This window comes from Longibacter sp. (assembly GCF_051155795.1).
Classification (GTDB): Bacteria; Bacteroidota; Rhodothermia; order Rhodothermales; family Salinibacteraceae; genus Longibacter.
On sequence record NZ_DAXETW010000001.1, the window covers coordinates 1 to 25,171 of the forward strand.

The following is a 25,171-nucleotide window of genomic DNA, read 5'->3' on the forward strand; positions in this document are numbered from 1 at the left end:
ACGTGCCACTGGTGCCACGTGATGGAGGAAGAGTCATTTGAGGATGAGGAGGTCGCGGCGGTTCTGAACGATACCTTTGTCCCGATCAAGGTCGATCGCGAGGAGCGGCCCGATGTGGACAACATCTACATGAGCGTCTGCCAGATGATGAGCGGACGGGGAGGGTGGCCGCTAAACGTCCTGCTAACCCCGGACCGGCGTCCGTTTTATGCGACGACGTATCTGCCGAAGCGAGGACGCATGAAGCGGATGGGCGTCATGGAACTGGCGGAACGGGTCGGGGAACTATGGTCGGACGACCGGGCGTCTCTTCTCGCTGACGCCGACAAGATCACCGATGCACTGAAAGATGCCAGCGAGCGTACGCCGGATGGGTCGATGCCCGGGACCGAGGCCCTCACTCGTGCTTTCGACACCCTCTCCAATCGGTTCGACGAAGTGAAGGGAGGATTCGGGTCGCAGCCGAAATTCCCGTCCCCTCACAACCTTCTGTTTCTGCTGCGCGAGTACGACCGGACCGGCGACGAGCGCGCGCTCGACATGGTGACGAAGACGCTCGACTCCATGCGTCTGGGTGGCATCTTCGACCACGTCGGTTTTGGCTTTCACCGGTATTCGACAGATCGTCACTGGCTGCTCCCGCATTTCGAAAAAATGCTGTACGACCAGGCCATGCTGATGCTGGCGTACACAGAGGCCTATCAGGTCACGGGAAATGCTCGATACGCAGAGACGGCAACCGACATTCACCGGTACCTCGTCCGCGACATGCAAGCGGAGGAGGGCGGCTTTTTCTCGGCAGAGGATGCTGATAGCCTGACGCCAGAGGGCGAGCGCGAGGAAGGCGCCTTTTACGTTTGGACGACCGAGAAACTTCGGGAGGCCCTGGATGAAGACGACGCCGAATGGGTCATCGAAGTCTTTCAGGCCCGCGACGGCGGAAACTATGCCGATGAGTCTACCGGCAAGAAGACGGGTGGCAACATTCTCCACCTGACGCGTTCGCTGGAGGAGGTCGCAGAGGAGGAGAGCAAGGACGTAAAGGATCTGCAGCGCCGGTGGAATCGCATCCGGCGCCGTCTGCTGGAGGTTCGAAGCGAACGGCCGAGGCCAGGGCTCGACGACAAAATCCTGACCGACTGGAACGGTCTCCTCATTGCCGCTCTGGCACGGGCCGCGCGAGTGCTTCCTGAGGGGGCGCCGTTTCGTGGTTCGGCCACGGATGCCGCGTCGTTTCTGCGGCAACACATGGTGCAGCGAGGGGACGACGGTTCCGTGCAGCTACGTCATCGCTATCGAAACGGCGAAACCGCGATCCGCGGGCACCTCGATGACTACGTGTTTTTCGGGTGGGGTCTCATCGAGTTGTACGAAACCACGTTTGATACCGGATGGCTCGCGCTCGCGAAAGAGTTGGCCGACGCCATGCTGGATCGATTCGAGGATGATGCGAACGGGGGGTTCTTTTTCACGGCGGATGACGCAGAGCGTCTCATCGTTCGGCCGAAAGAGTTCTACGATGGTGCGATGCCGAGCGGGAACTCCGCCGCGCTCAGCCTGCTTGTGCGGCTGTCTCGCATGACAGGAGTAACGCGCTACGCCGAGGCAGTCGAGCGGCTGCGGGCTGCGGCCGGTGAACAGGTCCGTTCCCAGCCTGCAGGATTCACGGGATTCCTCGTCGGTCTCTATGAAGCCCTGGCCCCGTCCCGCGAGGTCGTTATTGCCGGCGATCTGGACGAACCGGGTACGCAGGCGATGATCGAGGTCGTGCGCCGGCGCTACATGCCCGGCACCGTGCTGTTGCACCGGCCGCCGGGAGACCACCCGGCCATCGCCGACGTGGCTCCGTTTACGGAGATGCAAACGGTGATCGAGGAGCGCCCGACGGCCTACGTGTGCCACGAGTTCGCCTGCCAGGAACCGGTGCAGTCGGCGGCGGAACTGGACAGGCAACTGTCCGGGTAAGGGCGGCTTTGCCGGAAACCTGGTGCCTCCGGCGTGAACCCGGGTGCAGCCGACCACGACCACACTTGGCAAAAATTCGTTTGCCATCCTGAAAGCGGTTCCGCAACGTGTCAAAGCATAATGCGGGTGGATGCGCGTCCACCCTGCAGCCTTTTCCCTTCCGACTTGTCCTCCTTCTGCCATGCGTGACGTCTTTCTCTGCTCTGCCGTACGAACCCCGATCGGTCGTCTCGGAGGAACGCTCAAGAAGCATTCACCCGTTGACCTCGGTGCCCACGCGATGAAAGCCGCTCTCGAGCGGGCGGATGTGGACGGGGGCGCCCTGGACATTTTCGTGTTCGGAAATGTACTTCGCGGCGGTCACGGGCAGCTCGTGCCGCGTCAGGCTTCGTTCAAGGCCGGGATTCCAAAGTCGATCGATGGATACGCGGTCGACATGGTCTGTGCATCGAGTATGATGTCGATTCTCAACGGCGCGACCATGATTAAGGCCGGGGAGGCGAATCTCGTTCTGGCCGGCGGCACGGAGTCGATGTCGCAGGCCGGCTTCTACCTGGATGCAAAGGCACGCTGGGGCTACACGTATGCGCCGCAGGGAGGAACGCTGGAGGACCTGATGTTCCGCGACGGTCTGTCCGATCCGGTCAGCGGCGACGCCATGGGAGACCAGACGGAGCGCCTTGCCGAGGAGCACGGCATCACACGCGAGGAACTGGATGAGATTGCCGCTACGTCGCAGCAGCGCGCCCACGCGGCGGCTGAAGCGGGGCGATTCGATGCGGAGATTGCCCCCATGGAGATTGAGACGCGCAAAGGGACGGAGACCTTTGAAACCGACGAAGGCGTTCGCCCCGGGACGACAGCCGAATCGCTCGGCAACCTGCGGCCGGCGTTCCGCTCGGACGGCGTGCTGACGGCCGGAAATTCGAGCCAGATCTCCGACGGCGCAGCCGCGGTGGTACTGGCCAGCCAGGAAGCGATCGATGCGCATGGATTGACGCCTCTCGCCCGGGTGACGCAGAGCTCGTGGTCGGCCGGGGAGTCGTGGCGCTTTCCCGAAGCTCCGATTCCTGCCGTGGAATCTGTTCTGGAGAAAACCGGCCGCACGGCGGCAGACGTCGACCTCTACGAGAACAACGAGGCGTTTGCCATCAACAACATCCTGTTTCACCGGGCTCTCGACGTACCGTACGAGAAGCTGAACGTGAACGGTGGTGCCATCGCCCTCGGGCACCCGATCGGCGCCTCCGGAACCCGGATCGTTGTGACGCTGCTTCACGCGCTCCAGCAGCGCGATGAGGAGACCGGCATCGCCGCGATCTGCCACGGCACCGGCGGAGGCGTCGCCCTTGGCGTGGATCGCGTGTGACGTTCACCGCAATCGCGAGGCGGTACGGACAAAACAAAAGCGAGCGCAGGCTGCCGACATCGGCGGCCTGCGCTTGCCGTTTCCAGGCGAGGCCGGACGTGACGACGCTGTTCTACGAGGCACTTCGACACCGAACCGTGCCCGGAACGGCGCGAAGCGAAACCAGAGGTCCGCCCCCGTTGATCGTTCCTTCCGCCCGGCGGGTCTCCAGGTCGCCCTGGAAGGGGAGAGACCGATCGAGTTCGACCGGTCGGCCTTCAAGCCGAACCTCCGCGCCCCGGTCGACCTCCACATTCATCGTGATTGGGGAGCCGAGGGCCACCAGGTCGATGTCTGCCGTAAGCGTTCCATGCAGGGAGATCGGGCTCGCGTGCAGATCGCCCCGAACGGGACCGGTGACGTCGATCAGCGTGACCGTCGATCCGTTCGCCTCAATGTCGACCGATCCCTCCACGTTGCGGACGTTCAGGCGTCCGCCAGAGGCCCGCAAACCGACAGCGTCCGACCGGGCGTCCCCGACAAAAACATGGGCGGCCGTGCTGTGGACCTGCAACTCCTGCCCGGAGAACTCCTTCACCGATACCGGTTCCCCGTTGGCCGTGATGCGCAGGCTGCCGCCAATATCGACAACGTCGACCGGGCAGGCTGCCGCGATGATGTCGATATCGCCGCGGAGGCCCGATGCGTGAATCTCGCCGGACGGAGCTGAGATCTCGGCATCGGTGTTCGGCGGGAGGGCGAGATCCAGGAACAATTCGGTGCCGTCCCTTCGCAACCATCGCCAGTAATCCGCGTCCCGGGAAGGTTCGTCCGCTTGCACATAGACGCGGTCCTGGACCTGTCGGGTGGAGAGGCGCAGCCGCTCAAGGACGTCGTTGGCGTCCTCTTCGCGGCATCCGGCGACCGACACACTCACGACCACGCGGTCCTCGGTGTCGCCGTGTCGGAGGCGGAGGGAGGCGCCGGGAACGCTCACATCGAGACGGCAACGGCGGTTGACACGGAATTCCTGATTCATCACCAGGACGGCATCGGAAGGAACGGTTCGCTCCTGCATGGCGTGAGGGAATCGGGCGTTGAGCAACGAGGTGCGCACCGGGTTCATCCGGCACGGGCAATATAAGCGCGGCGTCTACTCACTACAAGCAGAATAGAAGATGAATCCCCTTCCCACAACATTCTTCGCACGAGACACCCTTCTCGTCGCGCGGGATATGCTGGGTACCCATCTCGTTCGTCGTCATCCGGACGGCTCAGCGCGCATCGGACGGGTCGTGGAAACCGAGGCATACACGCAGGATGATCCGGCCTTTCACGGCTGGGGACTTCTCGACCCGGAAACGGGCACCCTTCGTCATGAAGGACGTGCTGCCGATCTCTTCAAGCCGCCCGGGACGGCGTACGTCTACCTGATTTACGGAATGCACTGGCTGCTGAACGTCGTCACCGAACGGGAAGGCGTCGGTGGGGCGGTGCTGGTGCGCGCGGTGGAGCCCATCGAAGGCATCGATCGTATGCGGATGTCGCGTTCCGTTGAGCAGGACTGGGACCTGACCAACGGGCCCGGTAAGCTCACGCAGGCCTTCGGGATCGACGGTGATGATCACACGCGAGACCTCACGGAACCGCCGATTTTCTTCACGCGCGGCCATCCCGTACCGGATGAACAGGTCGACACGACGTCACGGATCGGGATCTCCAAAGGCGTGGACCGATCGTGGCGGTTCCTGATTCGCGGCAACCGCTTCGTGTCTCCCGGCACGCCGTCCGATCAGACTTCCTGAAGCGCGCTCGGTGACGCGTCGAGGGACGAAGCCCTCCCGGAGCGATCGTGTAGTCGCGGCGGAATTAACGGACAAATGGGCAGATGGCGCCTTGCCGACCGCTGAGTGGAGGAATCCTTTGACGTGTAACGCGTAGCATAACAGCCCGCATACATCCGCGCCTTCAACCCGGGGCGCGTCCGACGTTTCGTATCGATTGCTCACGTCTTCCCCGAACATGGATCGACATCTACAAGCTTCTGCCGACGTTCAGCGAACCTCCGAGGAGATTCGCGATGAGTTCCTCCGCTTTTTCGAGGACAAGGGACATGAGGTGGTGCCGAGTGCATCGCTCGTTCCAGAGGGGGATGCTACCCTGCTGTTCACGAACGCCGGCATGAACCAGTTCAAGGATGTCTTCCTTGGCAGCGGGCAGCGTCCGTACACGCGCGCCGTCGACACGCAGAAGTGCCTTCGCGTGTCTGGCAAGCACAACGATCTGGAGGAGGTAGGGCATGACACGTACCACCATACCTTCTTCGAGATGCTCGGTAACTGGAGCTTCGGAGATTACTTCAAGCAGGAAGCCATTCGGTGGGCGTGGGAGCTGCTCGTTGACCAGTGGGGGTTGGACCCGGACCGCCTGTTTGCGACGGTTCACGCCGGCGATGAGGACCTCGGTCTGGACGCGGACAGCGAAGCGGCGGACCTGTGGGCGTCAGAGACGCCGATCGACCCGGACCATATCCTGTATGAGCCGTCGCAGGAGAACTTCTGGATGATGGGCGATACCGGGCCGTGCGGTCCATGCTCGGAGATCCACGTCGACCTGCGTACGGAGGAAGAACGGGCTGAAACGCCGGGCCGGAACCTGGTCAATCAAGACCACCCGCGGGTGATGGAGATCTGGAACCTTGTCTTCATCCAGTACAACGCCCAGCCGGACGGCTCGCTGGAGCGGCTCGCGGACCAGCACGTGGATACGGGGATGGGCTTCGAGCGCATCTGCGCTGTGCTGCAGGGCAAGTCTTCGACCTACGATACGGATCTTTTCACCCCGATCCTGCAGGCCACGGCCGATCTCTGCCCGCATGAGATGGTCCGCGGCTACGACGACATCGAGACGGAAGACGGCGATCAGCGCGAGCGTATTCGGATTGCGCTACGCGTGATCGCCGACCACATCCGCACGATTGCCTTTGCCATCTCCGATGGTGTGATGCCGGGCAATGCCGGCCGCGGATACGTCATTCGCCGGATTCTGCGGCGCGCCGTCCGCTATGGATACCAGACGCTCGGCATGCGTGAGCCGTTTCTGCACCGCCTCGTCAACCCGCTCGTCGAGAAGATGGGAGGGCAGTTCGACGAACTGGCCGGGCAGCAGGCATACGTCGAGCGGATGATCCGGTCGGAGGAGGAGAGCTTCCTGAAAACGCTTGGTACAGGCATCGACATCTTCGACCGGGTCACGCCGTACGTCGATAGCGTGGCCGAAGGAGCCGATGACGGTCAGGATGTAGAGGACGTGGTGGCCGAGATTCGATCCGACGGCCGCATGATGGACTTGCTTCAGAAAGCATTCGTGGACGCAGACGACCGCGATGTCATGCTCCGCGACTTCGTCGAGGCCGCCGGGGATGGCGATGTGCCAGGCCAGATCGCGTTCTTACTTCATGACACATACGGCTTCCCGATTGACCTCACCCAGCTGATGGCGAGGGAGCGCGGACTCGGGGTCGACATGCCGGCCTACGACGAACTGATGCAGCGCCAGAAAGAACGGGCGCGGTCGGCAGCGCAGTTCGACGTGGACCAGAGCGAAATCCACGCCTGGCAGGAGACTTCAACGGGGGAGTCGTCCGTGTTCGTCGGCTACGAGACCCTCACGGTAGATGATGCCGAGATCCGGGCCGTACGCAAAGTCGAAACGGAGGACGACACACGGTATGAGATGGAACTCGACCGCACGCCGTTCTATGCCGAGAGCGGAGGGCAGGTGGGTGACAGCGGGACCCTGCAGGTAGGCGACGAAACGCTCGCGGTCCTTGACACGCAGCGTCAGGGCGAGCGGATCGTTCATACTACCGACCGGCTGCCCACCGATCCATCCGGACCGGTGACGGCCACGGTCGATGCGGAGCGAAGGCGTCACATCGAAGCGCACCATTCAGCGACGCATCTTCTGCACGCCGCGCTGCGGAACGTTCTGGGCGATCACGTGCAGCAGAAAGGCTCGCGCGTCGCACCGGACGGCCTGCGGTTCGACTTCAGCCACATGCAGGGTGTGACGGATGACGAACTCAGAACGATCGAGCAGATCGTCAACGAGCGCATCCAGCAGAACATTTCAACCGGGGAGGACCGCAATGTCCCGATCGACGAGGCGCTGGATCGGGGTGCTATGGCCCTGTTCGGGGAGAAATACGGCGACCGTGTGCGTGTGATCACGTTCGATCCCGACTACAGCGTTGAACTGTGCGGCGGAACGCATGTCGGGGCCACGGGCGAGATCGGTCTGTTTCGCTTTCTTTCCGAAGGCTCCGTTGCGGCCGGCGTTCGCCGCGTCGAGGCGGTGGCAGGTGCACCGGCCGTGGATTACGTAGATGAGAAAATCGATGAACTGAACGCTGCTCGCAGGCAGTTTCAGTCACTTCAGGGGCCCTTGCACGAAGAGATCGCCCGGTTGCAGGAGCAGCGTGATCAGCTCGCCGATGAGCTCGAGGCAACACGACGAGAGGCGATGGCAGGAAAACTGGACGACGTGATCGCGTCTGCTTCTGACGTGGACGGCGTCCGGTGCGCCACCGGTCGCATCGGGGAAGCGAGCATGGACGACCTACAGGCCCTTGCGCAACAGTTGCGCGATCGGATGGGAGTGGAAAGCGTCGGCGTGCTTGGAAGCGTCGACTCCGAGGACGGCAAGGTCTACGTGGTCGTATCGGTCAGCGATGATCTCGTAGGTCGCGGCGTCAAAGCCGGCGACATCGTGGGCGTTCTCGGTCGGAAGCTGGGAGGGGGAGGCGGCGGGCGCCCGCAGCTCGCCTCCGCCGGCGGGCGCGAGATAGAAAAGCTGGACACTGTTTTGGCGGAGGCGCCCGATCTCGTCCGCGAGAATCTGTCGTAAATGCGGCGGCCGCACAGGCGAAAATATTAAGCGGTCCCTGCCTCCGACGGGCGGGGACCGCTCGCTATATGTCCACGTCGTTCCGTATTCTACGGGCGGCGTCTGTTCAAATCTCCGGCGCGGGCAGACGGCTGAACCCACACAAAAAACGCCTCTCCCGGCGCGTGCTGGAAGAGGCGTTCGGACGATACTTAGGCGGTGGGGGAGGGATTCGAACCCCCGGTACCCAAAAGGGCACTCCGGTTTTCGAGACCGGTGCGTTCAGCCAGGCTCCGCCACCCCACCGAATTCTGTGCAGCCGCGGAGAACATTACTCGCGGCGCCTGTTAATATGTCGAGTAGCGGTTACACGGCGCTACTTTCTGCGTTCCGAGGGGGCGTCATCTTCGTATTTTTATCACAGCGGCACCGACGCTGATGGCCAGCAGAGGCTCCGGGCTAGGACAGCGAGGCGGCAGCGCTGTCTACTGTTTCGCGAAGCCAGTGCGCGTACCCGAACGAATCAGCACAGGTGAGCTGTTCAGCCAGGGTATCGTCCACCACGCCGGGGAGAATCTGGAAAAGGGTCGACTCAAGGCCGTCCGGGTTTCCCTTCGACTCGATATTGACGGTCCATGCGCGGGTGTCCCGGCAGGTTACGACCGTACACTCCGCAAGCACGTCCACAGGGTCTGGCTCGATGATCTCCTGACCGACACGTTCCAGCAGGTTGATCTGACGCTTGCCTCGCAAAACGACCTGGCGGCGGTGTTTCGTGACCGGCACCCAGAGATCAGACCCGTTTCCGGTGATGGACGAGGGGGCGGTTTCGTCCAGAGGAAAACTCCATTTGACCCATCGCTCGATCGTCCCGCCGATACCGTGCGCGCGATCTACGTCGAGCGGGTTGCCGACGCGACGCTTTACCTCGACCCTGTCTTTCCGGATCTTGAGGTTCATGGCCGGGTCTCCGGATACCAGGTACCGATCCTGCCGGGTGGAAGCCGGGGAGGCGGCAAGCCGATCCATCCACGAGCCGGCTGCCGACGGCAGTTCTCCTTCACCGAACCAGCGAATCTCCAGGGTATGTTCGGTTGTCACGGGCGTGTGAGTCGGTAGGGGTATGCTCGAGAGGTGGAGGACGGCGGACCGAGTCCTTGCGCAATCCGGGCGCCGGCGATTGGGGGCTGACGGTCAGGCAGGTCGATACGCCGCTTCGACCCGTTCCTCTGCGCGACGGATCAGCTGGTCCTGCAGGCTCGAATCTTCCTCCTCCGCGTTCGACGGCGTCCGCTGGACGTATCGTCCGTCCGGATGCAACTCCCACGCCGACCGGTGATCCGCCAGGGCAAGATCCAGGATCTCCACGATGCGCCCTTTCAGGCGCGGATGCCGGACCGGGACGATCGCTTCGACGCGACTGTTAAGGTTGCGGCTCATCCAGTCCGCACTGCCCATAAAAACCTCCGGCTGGCCAGCGTTTTCGAAGTAGTAGATGCGTGTGTGTTCAAGGAAGCGCCCCAGAATGCTGATAACGCGGACGTTTTCGCTGAAGCCTTCGAGACCCGGACGCATGCGACAATGACCGCGAACGATGAGATCGATGTCTACACCGGCCTGGGAGGCGCGGTAAAGCTCCTGGATGATGCCCGTATCGTTCAGCGCGTTCATCTTCGCAACGATGCGCCCGGATCCGCCCGACTGTTCGATGTCGATCTCTCGCTGGATCAGCGCCTCGAACTTCCGGCGCATGTTCGTCGGGGCTACCAGCAGCTCCCGGTACTCCTGGTGCGGTGCGTACCCCGTCAGGTAGTGGAAGAGATGCGTCACGTCGTAGCCGATGTCTCGATCGCACGTCAGCAGACCGAGGTCCGTGTAGAGCCGGGCCGTCGTGGAGTTGTAATTACCCGTCCCGATGTGACAGTACGTTCGCGGGCCATCATCCTCCTGCCGGATGACGAGCGTCGTCTTGGCGTGTGTTTTCAGGCCAACGAGTCCATACGCCACGTGAACACCGGACTCTTCGAGCATGCGCCCCCATTCGATGTTGTTGGCCTCGTCGAACCGGGCCTTTACTTCAACCAGGACGGCCACCTGTTTGCCTTTCTCCGCGGCATCGACGAGTGCGGCTACGATCGGGCTATTGTCCGAGGTCCGGTACAGGGTCTGCTTGATCGCCAGCACCTGTGGATCGGTCGCCGCCTCCTCGACGAAGCGCTGCGCGCTGTGTTGGAAGGATTCGTAGGGATGATGGACGAGCAGATCGTCTTCCCGAATGGCAGCGAAAATGTTCGGATAGTCGGCGGTTTTCCCCTGACGAACGAGATCCGTCGGGTTACCCTCCCGGAGCAGGCGGGGCGGCGTGACCGGTTCCCAGGGTTCGAACTTCAGGTCGGGCCGGTCGATGCCCATCAGCTGCATGGCATCTCCGAGTCCGAGGAGGCTTTCGCTGACGTAGACGTCACCCGCCTCGATGGAGAGCTCATCGACCAATAGCTCGCGTACGTCGTCGGGCATATTTCCGTCGAGCTCCAGACGCACAACCCGTGCAAACCGCCGTTCCCGGAGTTCCTCCGAGATCATTTCAAGGAGGTCGTCGGCTTCTTCTTCGTCGCGCCGGATGTCGGCGTTGCGGGTTACGCGAAACGCGTGCACGGTCTTGATCTGCATCCCTCGGAAAAGGTCGCCGAGATTGTTGGCGATGACCTGCTCGAGCGGGACGTAATGATTGTCGCCGAGGTCGACCCACCGGTCTCGGTTCGAGGGGACCTTCACCCGCGCGAAGTGGTCGCTATTTCGAGCCGGATTCCGAAGGGTGACAGCCAGCGACAGGCTCAGGTTGGAAAGAAACGGGAAGGGGTGCCCGGGTCCGACGGCGAGCGGGGTGAGGATGGGAAAGATATTATTCTGAAAATGGTCGTCCGCGCGTCGCCGCTGACCCGAGGTGAGGTCTTCAAAGTCGAGAATGTGGACATCCGCACGACGGGCGAGAAGCGGCACCAGTTCGTTTTTCCAAAACCCCGTCATACGCCGGTAGAGCCGCTCTGCCGGCGCACGGACGGCCTCGATCTGTTCCTCCGGCGAGCGGCCGTCTGGAGACGTGGCGGATACGCCTGCCGCCTGTTGGCGCTTCAGGCCCCCCACGCGTTTCCGGAAAAACTCGTCCAGGTTGCTGTCCGTGATCGCGGCAAAGAACACGCGTTCCATCAGCGGCGTGCGATCGTCAAGGGCCTGACAGAGGACGCGCCAGTTGAAGTCCAGCGTGGACAGCTCACGGTTCAGGTAGAGGTGCGGGTCGTCGAGCGTCGCGTCCGCCTCGATGTCCCGCACAACAGTTGATGGCGGGAAGGATTCCCCGGACGGGTCTTCCGCATCCGTGAGGACGCGGCCACGCGTCTTGATCGCAGCGCCGGATGCAGGCGCTGCACCGGCATCTCCGCCCGGCTCTGGCCCGTCCTTGCTCTGGGACGAGCAGCCGGGTGTTTCTTCATCCAGGGGCGTGGGAGAAACGGCTTCCACGTCATCCGGGCGACGCGGACCGCCGGACGTCGATGACGCGGCTGGTGCGTCTCCGGACGTGGATGGATGCCCGTCAGCGTCATCGGAGTACGAGGGAGAAGAAGTGGCCACGGAAACCGAGAACGTAAGAAGGAGAGTCGGTGGAGGACGTCAAAACAGGACCGGCATTCCCGGTTCCATCCGAGACGGCTTCAGCCGGGCCGGAACGGACATCGTTCGGTTCGAGGACGGTGTTCGCGCCAGGTCTCGCCCGGCACGGGTCACAATTCCGCCTCTGCGGGGGGGCGGGCCGGCGATTCGGTGCCGGACGGTATGTCCTCGTCATGGGGCAGGACATCCGAACAGTGCTCGTATTCAAGCTCAAGCGTGGCGTGGTCGATGCCATACTCTTTGTCGAGAACACGCTTGATCGCTTGTTTTACCCGATCGAGATCGGACAGGCTCTTGATATCGCAGGTCGCAACGTGAGCCTCCAGAGCCACCCGCGTTTCATCCAGGCGCCAGATGTGGATGTGATGCATTTCCCCGACGTGCTTGAGCGAGGCGACCCGATCCGCCATGGCATCGATGTCGAATCCGCGCGGAGCGCTCTCCATCAGGATTGAGATTGTCTCCCGGAGCATTCCGTAACTCTGGATGAGTATGTACGCGGCGATCGACGCGGTAAGAATCGGGTCGATGATCGTCCAATCGAACCAGAGAATTACGAGGCCTCCGGCAATGACCGCGACGGAGCCGAGCGCGTCCGCAACGATGTGCACGAACGCGCTTCGGAGGTTCAGGCTGTCCCGCGAGGGGGCGTACAGCACGGCGGCCGTGGCCACATTGCCGACGAGGGTGCCTGCGCCGACCCAGATCATGAGCGTCCCGTCCACAGATGTAGGGTGCATCACTCGTTGTACCGCCTCCACGGTAAGATAGAGAGCGATCAGGACGAGCGTGATTAAATTGACGAAGGCACCGATCAGCTCGGCCCGATCGTACCCAAAGGTGCGGCGATCATCGGCCGCTCGGGCAGAAAGCCGACGCGCGATGAGCGACGTGCCCATGGATGCCGTGTCGCTCAGGTTGTGCGTGGCATCGGCAATCAATGCGAGGCTTCCGGCGAGGACTCCCGCGATGAATTCTGCCGCCGTGATCAACCCGTTGAACACGATCGCCAGAACCAGGCGTGTCGTACCTGTTGCGTCGGAAGGGGCGTGGTCGTGACGACGACTGTCGTAATGCTCGTTCGATGGACTCATCTCGGTCCCGCGATTGGGGAGCAGTCGGTGAATGGAGGGTGGCGATCGTAGGTCGCGCCGTCACCGAGTGATGCGACCGGAATTGGGCGGTCCACGTTGCACGCTTTCGGTATGTGGAACCGTACTCAACGCGTCGGCTTCCATGCTTGCCCACGGGCAGCCGTCACCAGATCTTGAACGAGCACAAAATGCACGTCCCACGACGCACGCAATGTGCCGGCACGCTGAAATGCGCGACACGTCGGCTGTGCGTGTGTATAGTGCTGCTTTTCGCTACGCAGTTTGTCGATGCTGACTTTACTGATGTCCGAGCGCAGACAAGAGAGTACGCGACCACGTACCGTCCTGCGGAGGTTGAGTATGTCTTGCGAACCTCCGGCCCGTTTACGGTGATATACCAGCGCGGATACGATCACGCGGCCAAACAGGCCGCGTCCGAGCTACACACCGAACGGCTGGCGACGGACTCCCTCATCTCCAGTCCTGTTCAAGGGCGCGACCTCCGTCTTCCTGTTGTACTAAACGCGTTCAACGATCGATCCAACGGGTACGTCCGGTCTTTTCCGTTCCGGACAGAGATCGAGTTGCCTACTCTTCAGTCCCCCGACCTCATTGGCGGGTTCGACACGTGGACCGGCATTGTCGGGCCGCATGAACTGGTTCACGCGATGCACGGCGACCTGCAGGCGCCGTTCGGAGTGGGGCGCGTGCTTGGGTGGATGGGAAACGACCTGGAGCGGACGCTAAATTTGTCGGTGCCATCCGGTTGGGTAGAGGGCGTAGCGGTATATCGCGAAAGCCGTATCGTGCCGGGCGGTGGGCGGCTGAATGCGCCTCGCTTCACGATGCGATACCGGGCGGCAATGGAGTCGGAGGACCCGTGGTCCCTCGCCCAGATGCTGGAACGACCGGCTTTTACGCAGCCCTTTGACCGGTTTTACGTTGGCGGGGCTCACGCCTTTACGATGCTTGCGCTGGAGGACAGCCCAGCATCCGCAGACGTATTTCCGCGCACGGCCGGCTTTTTCAATCAGTTCCCGTTTCTCGGCTTCGGCGCGGCGCTGTGGCACGGCACGGGTGAAGCACCCAACACCATTCGGGACCGCCTTCGTCGCCGGGCACAGGAGACCCGTAGGATCCGCAAGGCCGATCGACCGGCGCCCAGCACTATAGGGTCGGCCGCCGGCCTTTCCCATCGCCGGCCGTACTGGCTTGACGCGAATCACGTGGTCGCGACGGCCCGGGGGTATAACCTGCGCCGTGGACTCTACCGGATTAACGTGCGCACCGGTGAACGAGCGCGCATCGCGGCACACGCCGTGGCGAATGACAACGAATACACGCTTGCTCCCGACAGCCTCCGTGTCTGGACGACCCGCTTCGTCCCCGATGCGTTTTCCTCGACCCAGGAGCGCGTGGAAGTTCAGCCGGTTTCGCTAAAGAATGGACAACGAGGAGAGCGTACCGAAAGGCGGCGCGTGCGCACGCCGGTCGAGATGCCGGACGGCCGCCTTTTTGCCGTTCGCAACGACGGTCCGACAACGCACATCGTTGAACGAACATCGAGCGGTCGGTTCGTGCAGCGCACGGCATACACCAACGTCCGTGTCCTTCACATGTCGGCGTCTCCATCGGCGAATGTTGTCGCCGTGCTCGCGAATGTTGGCGGCGATCACCGCATTTATCGCTTCGAACCGGGGGAAGACGACAATCCCTCATCGTTCGTTCTGGAGCCCTGGTTCGCCCTCCCTGGTCTCCGCATGTACGACGTCAGTTGGGGCCCGGACGGCCGGTACATGCTGGTCTCGGCGGCGGCACCCTCGTCGTCCCCGGCGTTGCCGAAGCGGCCCCCGACCGCGACGGAAACGCCGAACGTTTACGTGCTGGACACCCAGCAAGGAGATGTTACGCGTCAGACGGATGCGCGGTACGGCGCCTTCGAGGCGGCCCTGTCGCCCGACCGTTCGGAACTCGCCTACATTCGGTATCGCCACGAGCGCTACGACCTAGTCGTTTCAGACTTCGACCCGACCGTTCCGCCGATTCCGGCCGATGCGGTTGAACGCGGGCCGGGGGCTTGGAGTGATCCAGCGCTGCTCAGAAGTGAGTCCGAGGTTCCGGACATCCCCTGGTCGGAGGCCCGGCCCTACCGCCCGAGGCGCCACCTCGCCCCACGGGTGCTCTACCCGGTCGTGCGCGACATCGACGACGCATCGGACATAGACGATCTGAGCGCCGGGGACGCATCGCCGGTGGGCTGGGGGCTGGGCATTCAGGGGACCGACCCGCTCCAGACGTGGTCCTACGGGGCCGAGGCATGGGTGCAGGATGCGTCGCTCTGGTCGGAGGCGTCCATCCAGTATGCCGGTGTCGCCCCCAGACCGTCGCTCAATTTCTTTCGCCGGCCCACCCTTCTCGGACCGGGTGCTCGCCTGGAGGAGGAGGGAGCTGGCGTCGGCCTCGACGCGCCGGTTACCTTTGCTTCAAACGTATATCAGTCGGTTGGGCGATTCGGCCTCGACATGGAGTGGCGGCGCACCCGCCTCGTGCGCGACGGTCAGCCGGAGAGCCGTGTCCAGCGGGTGACGCTGGATCCGTCGGCGGTCCTCGGGTATCGCCTTCAGCAAAACCCCAGGGACCTGATCCCGAACAGCGGCCTCCTTCTTTCGGGCGTCAGTACGCACGACGTGTGGACCGACGGGACGGCCCAGCAGGGCGTGCTCGGGCTCGTATCCGGATTCGTTCCGCTGCTTTCACGCTGGAATACCGGCATCCGGATCGGGGCGGGCGTCGTAAGCCAGCGACGGGGCACGGAGTTCGGTCTCGGCACATTCCTCCCGCGGGGAAACGAAAACTTTTCGCTCCCAGCCGGGACGTTCGTGCGGTGGAAAGGAGAGATTCTCCAGCCCCTGGCATTCGTGGATGATGGGCTCGTTACCGTGCCGGTGTACCTGAAAGCTGTCTACACGTACGCGTTCGGGTCCACGGTGACCCGCGCCTCGAATGTCTTTGGCGGCGGTCCACGCGTGAGCGCCGTCGGTGCCGGACTCGGGGCCCGCATCCGGCTGTTCTCCGTTGCTGACCTGGACCTGCGCCTCGGTCTGGCCTACGACGTGGAGGACAAGCGAGTGACCGTGGTCTACCGGTGACGGAATGCACGGGACCGCCCAATGCGGCTGACTGGTGACCGCGCGTGCGGCTGATGGGTGACCCGGAATTCAGGCGGAGGTGTGAACTTTCAAGATGAACGCGAGGTCGACGGCGACGTCTAACGTGTGTCACCTACAGCTGTCGAACTTTCGCCGCCATCCGTCAGTACGACAGTTATCCGATAGACGCGCACACAGCGGTGCTCAAATATGGATAAGCTGAAGTGCAAGACCTGCGGCTGCGAGAGCCTGCGCCCGATGCAGGTAGTATTTGATGAGGAAGAGGCACCGGAACTCATCGGTGACGATCAGGACTCGCGGTTCTACAGTTGTCAGGTATGCGGGGACAACTGGCTTTCTGTCAAGGAAACGACTCAGGATGGCAAGTGCACGATCACCTACGTTCACCAGATGGGGACGTCGCCGGTGCTGAAACGTGTCGCTCACATGTCAAACCAGATCATCGTCGACGACGACAACGTGGACGAGTGGGAGTACTTCAAGGGCGAAGAGCCGGTTGAGGAGGAGGAGTGGCGCGATCTTCTGTCAAGCCGACGTGACACGCTCAAAGCGACGTGCGTAAACTGAGAAGTTATACCGACCGGATGACGCGTGGCTGTATTAGCCTGTAATCGGCCGGCGTTCGCGAACGCCAAACGAGAGCCGCCCTGTCGACCAGATCGACGGGGCGGCTTTCTTTCTCTTTCCGTAAACACCGGCGCATATGCAACCCTCACGACGTCAGGCCGACTGCGTCCCCTGCGTTTGTTCCAGGCTGGTTTCGATGGCTGAGGTCAGATCCGCGCGCGTAAACGGCTTGCTGACGTACTGGTCGAAGCCTGCCTCCAGGAAATCTTCCCGGTCACCGGGCATAGCATACGCCGTGAGCGCGATGGCCGGCACGTCGGCCAGTTGCTCTCGTTGCCGGAGCAGATGAAGCAGATCCGTCCCGGTCCGCTGCCCGCTGAGGTTGATATCAAGGAGAAAAATATCGAAATCATTCTCATCGGCGGCATCCAACGCGTCGTCGACGCCGGATACAACGACGACATCGAACGAGCTCTTGAGCAGATGCTTCAGGAGGAGCTGGGTTTCGGAATTATCCTCCACCGCAAGGATGTGGGCTCGGGTCGAACTCATGGGACGGGTCGGAGCGCTCTCGTGGTCAGTCGTAACGGGTGACATCCGTGGCCAAAGTCGGATCTGCGGATCGGTATGGGCTGCTTCTGGAACCGGTATGTATTAGAACTTACGTGTCCGACCGGACAATTTCTTACCGAACGGACGCCCGTATCCATATCTGTTTGGATTCAGGTGTATTTCCTTCCATCAACGCCGTTCGGATCCACGACCGTTTCCGTAAAGAGTTCCTCTTAAACGATACCCGTGGTGAGCTTCGGGCGGGTCAAGGGAATCGCCAGTGCAGCTGCAGGTCTATCTCCCGCACGCGATTGCCGAGGTACTGATCCCGGCCTGATCCAACGCGGGCACGGTCGTCGTAGCGGGTGACGGCGTACTTCGCTTCCAGGAGAAGGTGATCGGTGAGTTCAGCGCGCAGCATCAGGTAGGACCGTTCGCCGCGCCCGAACAATGCCGGCACGCGAAACGCGTAACGCGGACCTCGCTCGTAGGCAAATACCCGCGCTTCGTAGCCGTCGGTTTCGAAGAGCGCAACACGTCCGATCAGTCGCACTCGTTCGATCAGCTTCCACGTGACATCTTGAACGAGGAGTGTGCCGTGAGCGCGGGGGCCGCCGGTATCGGATTCGCCCGGCGGACGGACGACGACGGCCTCCACACGTGTACCGAGCCTTAACCGGTCCGACCACGTGTAATCGACATTCCATCGCAGGCTGCTCCGCGATTCCGGTGCTACCCCATCCGTAACCAGTGGCGACGGACCCGTGTGACCGTCGATCCTCTGGTCCTTCATTTCCGTTCGTAGCTGTAGGTAGTGGTTCAGCCACGGCCGGGGCGTGTGTTCGACGATGAGCCGCACGTCCCGACCCGTCGTGGGGCGTGGCGTGTTGTAGCGGAGCCACGGAAATCGGTACTGATCAACGTACCCCATCACGTTCCAGTGGTCGTGAACGCGGACACGAGTCGCCAGGTATAGGCCGGTCTCGTTTTGAGGTGCCGTTTCTGAAAAGCCGAATCCGAAGCGATTGTCGTAATCCGGGGCATAGTAACGGGCGTGAAGTGCCAGGTCGAGCCGGTCGTCGTCTCGATAGGCGAATCCCCCGACCGCCGCGAGGCTCCCGCCGGGTCCGCGGGCGATCTCTCCGGAGACGATGGACGGTCCGGCATCGACGATTGCGTGAAGCGAGGCGATGCGCAGGTGGCGGCCCTCGTAATCGAAGGTGTCGGATGGCCGGTCGGTTGGCACTCTCCGCCGGTCGACCGTAGACGCTATTCCAGCACCTCCGATGGACCAACGTTGCCCCTCCAGCTTGATAAGGGCGCCCGCAACGGATTCCGTGACGGCATCGCGATTCGCGCGTTCGGTGGACGTTCGATGGAGTCCCGTGTTTGACAGGTTTGTCCACGGAGGGTCAAGCGGGTCGGTACGATCGTCGATGCTTGCGTCCAGGCGGCGTCGAGAAATGAACGACGAGATGGAGGCTACGGGCATCCAGGTTCGGTCCTGCCGCCAGCGCTCGGTCCCAACCCGAAGCGCGAGGCCGCGAAAGAACCGGTTCTCCTCGGTGGAAGCGAAGGGGGCGATGCCTCGGCCGTCTCGTAGAATGCCGTCCACCGCATTTCGACCCTTTCCGAAGGCCGGGCCCCGCCATAGGGCAACGCCGTGCCCTGCCGACACCGTGTAATCGCCGATGATGATGGACGAGGTCGGTCCAAGGTCGGAGATCGCCATCGTGCCTGCGACGTGGTCAAAGCCGGGTGCCCGCTTGGTCATGTCCCAACGCCAGGCCTCTCCGGGATCCTTGTCGAGTGCGGCGGCGGCCAAGAGGCGTTCACCGAGCGTGATCTCGGTCCGCGATGTGTGTCGTCCCGGGCCGCCCTCGTACCCCGAACGAGCGGAGTCGGGCCGGTAGCCGCGACCGAGATCGAGCCGGCGCGTCCATCGGTAGGCGGTGCGGATCTCGGCGTCGCGGACGGCTTTCGACCACGGCTCGGGACGTGTGGGCCTGTCCGTGCGTCCGGACGCCACGGGGGACGTCGTAATAAACGGACGCAGGCGACGGTATTGCCGCGGATCGATCCCTTCTACAGTTAAGATGTCAGATGGCGAAGAATATCGGCCGTGACGTGATCGGTGCCGAACGATGCGTCGGGCAAGAAGGAGGGAGAGGCCCGGGATGGCTGCCAGCTCTGACGCGGTGGCTGAATTCACGTCCACGGGGCGTGCCTGCAGTTCGATCAGGCGTTCCGCAATTGCCTCGCCGGTAGCCGTCGGAGTGTCCACATCGTCCACAAAGGCATCGAGCGGCGTCCCCGTCGAATCGAGGTGTTGCGCCCGGACGGTCAGGGAGGTCGTGCTGAGTAATAGAAGAAGTAAGCCGACTCGGAACATGTCTAAACGGAGCGTCCGGGGAACGGTCGGGCTTGATTGTGGGTGGTTTACCACGTAAGGGAAAGTCCGCCGCCGTGGGACCAGCCGAGATCGGGATGGCTTTCCGCCGAGACGTCGATCGCTAGCCCACGAAGACGGACCCCGGTGCCGAGTGTGAAGCGCGCTGGAAACCGAGCGGCTCCGGCACGGACGGCCAGTGCTGTGACTGGCCACACCTCGATGCCTCCGCGCAGCGACCAGGGGAAAGCCACGTCTTTGTATACGTCGGAGTAAAGGTTCACGGTGGGCGTGGCTCGGTAGTGCAGTCCGACGGAAAGCGACCGGGGAAGCGGTTCCCCCGCGATGCTGCTCCCGGTCAGATTGTCCGCGCGAATGCCTGCCGTCAGGGACGCCAGGACGGGGACGAGGAAGCCCGCTCGAAAGGAAAACGCCTGGGCGGAGGGGAAGCCCTCAATGCCGACGTGCTGGTAGCGGGCGCCCACACCCACGGAAAGCGTTCGGGAGGTGCCAAGCGACAGCCGGCGGGCGGCCGAAACGGTCATAAACGTTTCGCGATACGCCTCATGTCCGAACGTGCCCGCACCCGTCTGAAGAACCGCACCGGGCACGGGGAGGCGAAGGGCCACTGCGGCATGACGCAGTTCTGCCAGTCCGAAGGGCTGGCGCCCGAAGACCGTGACGGCACGCCGACGGGTATACCCCGGGATCGCCGGGTTCACGTGTACGCCGGAATCAAGTTCATCGGCCGTCGTGGCGAGGGCGAGGGCGACCGATCGGGCGCTACCAATGCGATCCATTCCGGTCTGAGCGGCGGCTACCGTAGGAAAAACAGCCAGCAAGAGGATAAAATACCGTACCATCCTATCCGAAATCAGACTTGTTCATATCACTATAAACGTAGATATAGATAAATATATACAAATAAAATAAAAGATCAAGAGTTGGTGGCAGAATTGTCAGAACGTCCCATTAAGGGTCGGGCCGACTGTCGAAACCCGTCGACGCACGTCGGGTTGGACGGATTGCACCAAGCAAGTCTATTACCGGGGGATGGCACCCCGTGTGGTATATCACCAGGGAGTGCCTGCGCCTCACCAGTCAAGGCCGATCCGTATGACCCGCATGCATCGATTTACATCGATCGTATCCCGATGGGCATGTGCCGTCGTGTTGACGGCGTTGCTCGTCGCGGTCGGTCCGCGACCGCTTCTCGGTCAGGAGTTGAATTGCTCGGTGAACCTCGACATCTCGCAGCTTTCCGGGTCTGATTTCGACTACCTCCGGGATCTCGAACGTCGCATTCGGGAGTATCTCAACCAGCGGCAATGGACGGAGGATCGGTACCGTCCGGAGGAGCGAATCGACTGCACCTTTCAGATTTTCATCGAGCGGACCGTTGGCATCCAGGAGTTTACCGCGCAGCTCGTCGTCGCGGCGCGGCGGCCCATCTACGACACAGCCCAGACGACGCCCACGTTTCGCGTCAAGGATCAGTGGACGTTTGAGTTTTCGCGCGGGTCGTCGCTCCTGTTCGAGCCGAACACCTTTGATCCGCTTACCTCCGTACTGGATTTCTACGCGTACGTCATCCTCGGCTACGACTACGACACGTTCTCACCGCTCGGTGGAACGCCGTACTTTCAGGAGGCGCGCCAGATTGCCGATCTGGCAGCCACGGCAAACGCATCCGGGTGGGAGTCCCTCGGCAACGATCAGACGCGGTCGGCGCTGATCACCGAGATCTTACGTCCCCGCATGCAGCGGCTGCGGGAGGCAACCTACACGTATCACCTGGAGGGACTGGACCGCTTCGTCGCAAGCACGGAAGAGGCCCGGGCGACGATTTTGGCCCAGCTCGAGGTGCTGGATGCTCTTACGCAGGAGGTATCGCGATCCTACGCACTGGACATATTCTTCGGGACGAAGTACGAAGAGTTTGCCGCGGTCTTCCGGGACTCTCGCCTTGGAAGCGAGGCCTATACCATTTTGACGACGATCGATCCGTCGCATTCCTCAACCTACAATGCTCTTGTAAATTGACGGCCTGAAACGGAGCGCTTCAACGACGACCACGTCTCGCCGTCGCGACACGCTACGAAGAGGCAGGCCAGAAATAAGGCCTGGAATTCAGGTTCGACCATCACGGGTCGCGGGAAGGCCGGGGAATAGACGGTGGTTTTTCACAGCACCCGTAGATCTTGCTGTAAACAAGGGCAGGATCAAAATACAGCAGATGGGTACAGACCATTGATTAATGAAATCGCATCAAATCATATGAAAATATTTCAACGCACGCATTTCGGGCGTAACAAGCGCTCTCGGTCGGCGTCTACATTGGCACGGTATCGGTGATATCCCGCATTGCATGATCTGCTTGATCACGAGCGCACGCCGTACATCGATCCCACAGGGTTACCGGCCGATGCAGGGACCCAACCGATCGCTGCTCTTCTTCGAACGAAACTGAACGCTTATGTACCATACTGAAGGCGTAGACGCAATTGCCACGATCACGGAACTCCGTGCGGAGACCTCCGAGTTGATCGACCACGTCCGCAAGACCAAAAACGGTATTCTCATTCAGAAGAACAACGAACCGTATGCTGTTCTCATGGATTGGGAGGTTTACAAAAAGGTGAAAGATCGTGTCGATCTTGCATCCCTTGGCAATGAGGTCACCGCGTAGCCACTACAGACCGCTGATGCTTCCGCACTCAACGTCTGCCGTTGAATTGCTAAAGGAAACCTCCGGTATCCGGGGGTTTCCTTTTTTTGCGATGCTCAGACGTGCGACACCTCCTCTGCCATTCCGTGGATCGCTGACGACGAGCTGCATCCATTGAAACGAAAACCGTCCCGCCGGAGGATGTCCGGCGAGACGGCGGCTTCATGAGAGACGGATACGACGTTTCACTGCACGTGTCGTGCGAAAGGGGGGACTCGAACCCCCACGGGTTTAACCCCACTAGATCCTAAATCTAGCGCGTCTGCCAATTCCGCCACTTTCGCAAAGCGATGACCGCGTGATTGAGCTTGATTCATACACGGCAGATTGCATAATTGACACGGCGGCACTTCGGTTCCACCGGTGCGGCGTGCGGAGACGGACTTGACCGTTTCGCCACGAACTGAGGCCGGACTGGACGTTGCGAAGGCCACACGAGCTGTTTGTGAACATCAGCGCGCAACACCGCGCCCGCTTCGGCGTTCCGTTCCGCACGCATGCCCCGAGCACTGGACTCTTCGTCTCTTTCGCCCCTTCATGTACGCCATCGTAGATATCGCTGCATCGTACCGGTCCCGTCTTATCGGTCTTCTCGCGGTCCTGGTTCTTGCCTTTTTTCCCCTCCAGCAGGCCGGTGCTCAGTCGGTTGATGTCTTTGAGCAGCGGGTTCGCAACGAGGTGGACCCTGACACCGTCACTGCCGGTCGGTTCGACGACGGGCGAATGTGGACGTTCGATCACCCGCCGCTCGACGATTTCGAGTCGCGGTACGGCTTCCGGCCCGACCAGGAGTGGCTTCGTCGAGCGCGTCTCGGTGCGCTACGGATCCCGGGCTGTTCTGCGTCCTTCGTGTCGGAGAACGGGCTTATCATGACGAATCACCACTGCGCGCGTAGCCACGCCACGGATGTCGAGCGAGAGGGGGAGAACCTGCTCGCGAACGGGTTCTACGCAGCGTCGATCGGCGACGAGCGGCGGGCGCCGAACTTCTACGCCGAGCAGTTGATCGCGATCAACGACGTGAGTGATCGCGTTGATCAGGCGCTGGATCGGGCGGAGACGGACGCGGAGCGGCAGCAGGCGCGCGAGCAGGTCTTCGCCGACATCTCAGAGGAGTTCACCGCTCAGGTCGGGGATGGTGCAGAAGGGTATCGGACGGAGATCATTCCCCTGTACGACGGCGCGCTGCATTCCGCCTACACGTTTCGCCGTTACGAAGACGTCCGCCTCGCCTTCGTGCCCGAACTACAGCTCGGCTACTTCGGCGGGGATACGGACAACTTCACGTACCCGCGATACGCTCTCGATATGGCGCTCTTCCGCGTCTATGAGGACGGTGAACCGGTCGAACCGGAGGTGCACTTCGAGTGGAGCACGGAGGGGAGCCGACCCGGCGAACCGGTCTTCGTCGTCGGCAACCCCGGAAGCACGCTGCGACTCGAAACGGTGAGCCAGCTCCGATTCCGCCGGGACGTGACCGATGCGTCGCTCCTCCGATTCCTGGAGACGCGCGTCGCCGCCCTCAAAGCGCATATGGACGAGACTGAGGATCCGGCCCCCGCGGTCCAGAATCGAATCTTCGGCCTACAGAACGCCAGCAAACTGTATCGCGGCCGCATGGAGGCCCTCACAGATGGATACATTATGGCGCGCATCCAGCAGGGCGAACAGAATTTCCTCGATGCAATCACTGCGGATTCGACCCTCGACGCTCGCTACGGTGGCCTGATTGACAGCATGTCCGCCATCCAGGCACAGAAGCGGGACGTCGCCGAGACGCATGCTGCATTCCGACTGGCAACGAACCCGGCCTACGCGTCGGCCACCTTCCGCCGCGCTCTTGCCGGAGCGCGGTACCTGGAGCGCTCGGCGGCAGGGACATCCGACGCGCAACTGGAGGATCTCCGTGGGCAGGTGATCGGGACGCGTCAGTCGGCCGGACTGAACCGCCGCTTCCTCGCCTCTCGGCTCGCGGACTTCGCCCACTACTACGGTTCATCGGACGAAGCCGTGCAGGCGATTCTGGAAGGGAGAACGCCTGAGAAAGCGGCCGAAGCGATTCTGAGCGAATCCGTGCTGGCCGATAGTGCCTCGGCGGCGCAGGCAATGGATGCCGGTGCCCTCACGGAGGACGACCCGGCCGTTGCCATGGTCCGCGCGGTCGCGGATCGCTACCAAACGTATCAGAGCGCCTGGGCAGGACTGAACGCACGCCAGAACAACGTCGCTAAGGAACTGGGTCGTGCTCGCTTCGCCCTCTACGGCCACGACGTGCCCCCGGACGCCACGTTCTCCCTTCGCCTTGCCGATGGGGTCGTGAGCGACTACAACTATAATGGGACCCGCGCGCCCGCATACACTACATTTTACGGCCTCTACGAGCATTTCCACATGCACGGGGAGAACAGTGAGTGGGATCTTCCCGACAACTGGCTATCACCCCCGGACACGTTCGAGAAGTCGACACCGATCAATATGGTCTCGACGAACGATATCACCGGCGGAAATTCCGGCTCTCCTGTCCTAAACCGACAGCTTCAGGTCGTCGGCCTGGCCTTTGACGGCAATATCGAGAGCCTCTCCGGTGACTTTATCTTTCTACCGGAGCGAGGCACGCGTACGGTTTCTGTGGATGTTCGCGGCATGCTCGAGGCGCTTGATGAAATATACGACGCGGATCGCCTCGTGATGGAGGTGACCGGCCGCGGATTCGTGGAAACTGAAGCGGCGGCCCCGGAAGGCCCGTAGCGTCCATTATGGCCGTTTAGTAAAGCGTCAAACGCGCCTCTTTTTACTGTGCTC

At 62.1% G+C, this 25,171-nt stretch carries 16 protein-coding genes and 2 tRNA genes; 9 read left to right on the forward strand and 9 right to left on the reverse strand.

Translation table 11 applies throughout. The annotated features are described in order from the left end of the window. Nucleotides 1-1,965 (forward strand): thioredoxin domain-containing protein (locus tag ACFCU0_RS00005; protein WP_434971597.1); only part of this gene is annotated, 1,965 nt, incomplete at its 5' end. Between the two features lie 181 nt (nt 1,966-2,146). Next, complete coding sequence (locus ACFCU0_RS00010) at nt 2,147-3,334, forward strand: thiolase family protein (RefSeq protein WP_434971598.1); 1,188 nt, start codon at nt 2,147-2,149, stop codon at nt 3,332-3,334. Nucleotides 3,335-3,446: 112 nt separating this feature from the next. Here ACFCU0_RS00010 and ACFCU0_RS00015 read toward each other — a convergent pair whose 3' ends face one another. Beyond that, nucleotides 3,447-4,391 carry a hypothetical protein gene (locus ACFCU0_RS00015; protein ID WP_434971599.1) on the reverse strand — a complete coding sequence of 315 codons (945 nt, stop codon included), beginning with the start codon at nt 4,389-4,391 and terminating at the stop codon, nt 3,447-3,449. Nucleotides 4,392-4,491: 100 nt separating this feature from the next. On the opposite strand from ACFCU0_RS00015, the gene ACFCU0_RS00020 reads away from it, so the two are divergent. Both ACFCU0_RS00020 and alaS read left to right on the forward strand, forming a co-directional pair. Continuing rightward, nucleotides 4,492-5,118 (forward strand): DNA-3-methyladenine glycosylase, encoded by a 627-nt coding sequence (locus tag ACFCU0_RS00020; protein ID WP_434971600.1) that lies wholly within the window; start codon nt 4,492-4,494, stop codon nt 5,116-5,118. 217 nt (nt 5,119-5,335) lie between these two features. Beyond that, the gene (alaS, locus tag ACFCU0_RS00025) at nt 5,336-8,221 is read left to right on the forward strand and encodes an alanine--tRNA ligase (protein WP_434971601.1); all 2,886 of its coding nucleotides are present in this window, start codon (nt 5,336-5,338) and stop codon (nt 8,219-8,221) included. 196 nt (nt 8,222-8,417) lie between these two features. On the opposite strand, the gene ACFCU0_RS00030 is transcribed toward alaS, so the two are convergent. The 4 genes from ACFCU0_RS00030 to ACFCU0_RS00045 all read right to left on the reverse strand — a co-directional run bounded on the left by ACFCU0_RS00030 (nt 8,418) and on the right by ACFCU0_RS00045 (nt 12,963). After that, a tRNA-Ser gene (locus ACFCU0_RS00030) sits at nt 8,418-8,506 on the reverse strand. Nucleotides 8,507-8,659: 153 nt separating this feature from the next. Further along, the gene (locus ACFCU0_RS00035) at nt 8,660-9,301 is read right to left on the reverse strand and encodes a hypothetical protein (RefSeq protein WP_434971602.1); all 642 of its coding nucleotides are present in this window, start codon (nt 9,299-9,301) and stop codon (nt 8,660-8,662) included. Between the two features lie 93 nt (nt 9,302-9,394). After that, nucleotides 9,395-11,830: a polyphosphate kinase 1 gene (ppk1, locus tag ACFCU0_RS00040; protein ID WP_434971603.1), complete on the reverse strand. Its 2,436-nt coding sequence runs from the start codon at nt 11,828-11,830 to the stop codon at nt 9,395-9,397. A 149-nt stretch (nt 11,831-11,979) separates the two neighbouring features. Further along, nucleotides 11,980-12,963, reverse strand: a complete 984-nt coding sequence (locus ACFCU0_RS00045; RefSeq protein WP_434971604.1) for a cation diffusion facilitator family transporter — start codon at nt 12,961-12,963, stop codon at nt 11,980-11,982. A 389-nt stretch (nt 12,964-13,352) separates the two neighbouring features. Between ACFCU0_RS00045 and ACFCU0_RS00050 the strand changes: the two genes are divergently transcribed. Both ACFCU0_RS00050 and ACFCU0_RS00055 read left to right on the forward strand, forming a co-directional pair. After that, nucleotides 13,353-16,112 (forward strand): hypothetical protein, encoded by a 2,760-nt coding sequence (locus ACFCU0_RS00050; RefSeq protein WP_434971605.1) that lies wholly within the window; start codon nt 13,353-13,355, stop codon nt 16,110-16,112. A gap of 258 nt (nt 16,113-16,370) precedes the next feature. Further along, nucleotides 16,371-16,700 (forward strand): hypothetical protein, encoded by a 330-nt coding sequence (locus ACFCU0_RS00055; RefSeq protein WP_434971606.1) that lies wholly within the window; start codon nt 16,371-16,373, stop codon nt 16,698-16,700. A 153-nt stretch (nt 16,701-16,853) separates the two neighbouring features. On the opposite strand, the gene ACFCU0_RS00060 is transcribed toward ACFCU0_RS00055, so the two are convergent. The 3 genes from ACFCU0_RS00060 to ACFCU0_RS00070 all read right to left on the reverse strand — a co-directional run bounded on the left by ACFCU0_RS00060 (nt 16,854) and on the right by ACFCU0_RS00070 (nt 20,504). Further along, nucleotides 16,854-17,252 carry a response regulator gene (locus ACFCU0_RS00060; RefSeq protein WP_434971607.1) on the reverse strand — a complete coding sequence of 133 codons (399 nt, stop codon included), beginning with the start codon at nt 17,250-17,252 and terminating at the stop codon, nt 16,854-16,856. A 265-nt stretch (nt 17,253-17,517) separates the two neighbouring features. Continuing rightward, nucleotides 17,518-19,644, reverse strand: a complete 2,127-nt coding sequence (locus ACFCU0_RS00065; protein WP_434971608.1) for a ComEA family DNA-binding protein — start codon at nt 19,642-19,644, stop codon at nt 17,518-17,520. Nucleotides 19,645-19,691: 47 nt separating this feature from the next. Then, nucleotides 19,692-20,504, reverse strand: coding sequence for a hypothetical protein (locus tag ACFCU0_RS00070; RefSeq protein WP_434971609.1), 813 nt, complete (start codon nt 20,502-20,504; stop codon nt 19,692-19,694). 262 nt (nt 20,505-20,766) lie between these two features. Here ACFCU0_RS00070 and ACFCU0_RS00075 point away from each other — a divergent pair, with 262 nt between their 5' ends. Both ACFCU0_RS00075 and ACFCU0_RS00080 read left to right on the forward strand, forming a co-directional pair. Next, on the forward strand, nt 20,767-21,684 hold the full coding sequence (locus tag ACFCU0_RS00075; RefSeq protein ID WP_434971610.1) for a DUF4835 family protein: 918 nt from the start codon (nt 20,767-20,769) through the stop codon (nt 21,682-21,684). 433 nt (nt 21,685-22,117) lie between these two features. Further along, nucleotides 22,118-22,330, forward strand: coding sequence for a type II toxin-antitoxin system Phd/YefM family antitoxin (locus ACFCU0_RS00080; RefSeq protein WP_434971611.1), 213 nt, complete (start codon nt 22,118-22,120; stop codon nt 22,328-22,330). A 239-nt stretch (nt 22,331-22,569) separates the two neighbouring features. Here ACFCU0_RS00080 and ACFCU0_RS00085 read toward each other — a convergent pair. Next, nucleotides 22,570-22,653, reverse strand: a tRNA-Leu gene (locus ACFCU0_RS00085). Nucleotides 22,654-22,906: 253 nt separating this feature from the next. Here ACFCU0_RS00085 and ACFCU0_RS00090 point away from each other — a divergent pair. After that, nucleotides 22,907-25,117 (forward strand): S46 family peptidase, encoded by a 2,211-nt coding sequence (locus ACFCU0_RS00090; protein ID WP_434971612.1) that lies wholly within the window; start codon nt 22,907-22,909, stop codon nt 25,115-25,117. Nucleotides 25,118-25,171: the final 54 nt, after the last annotated feature.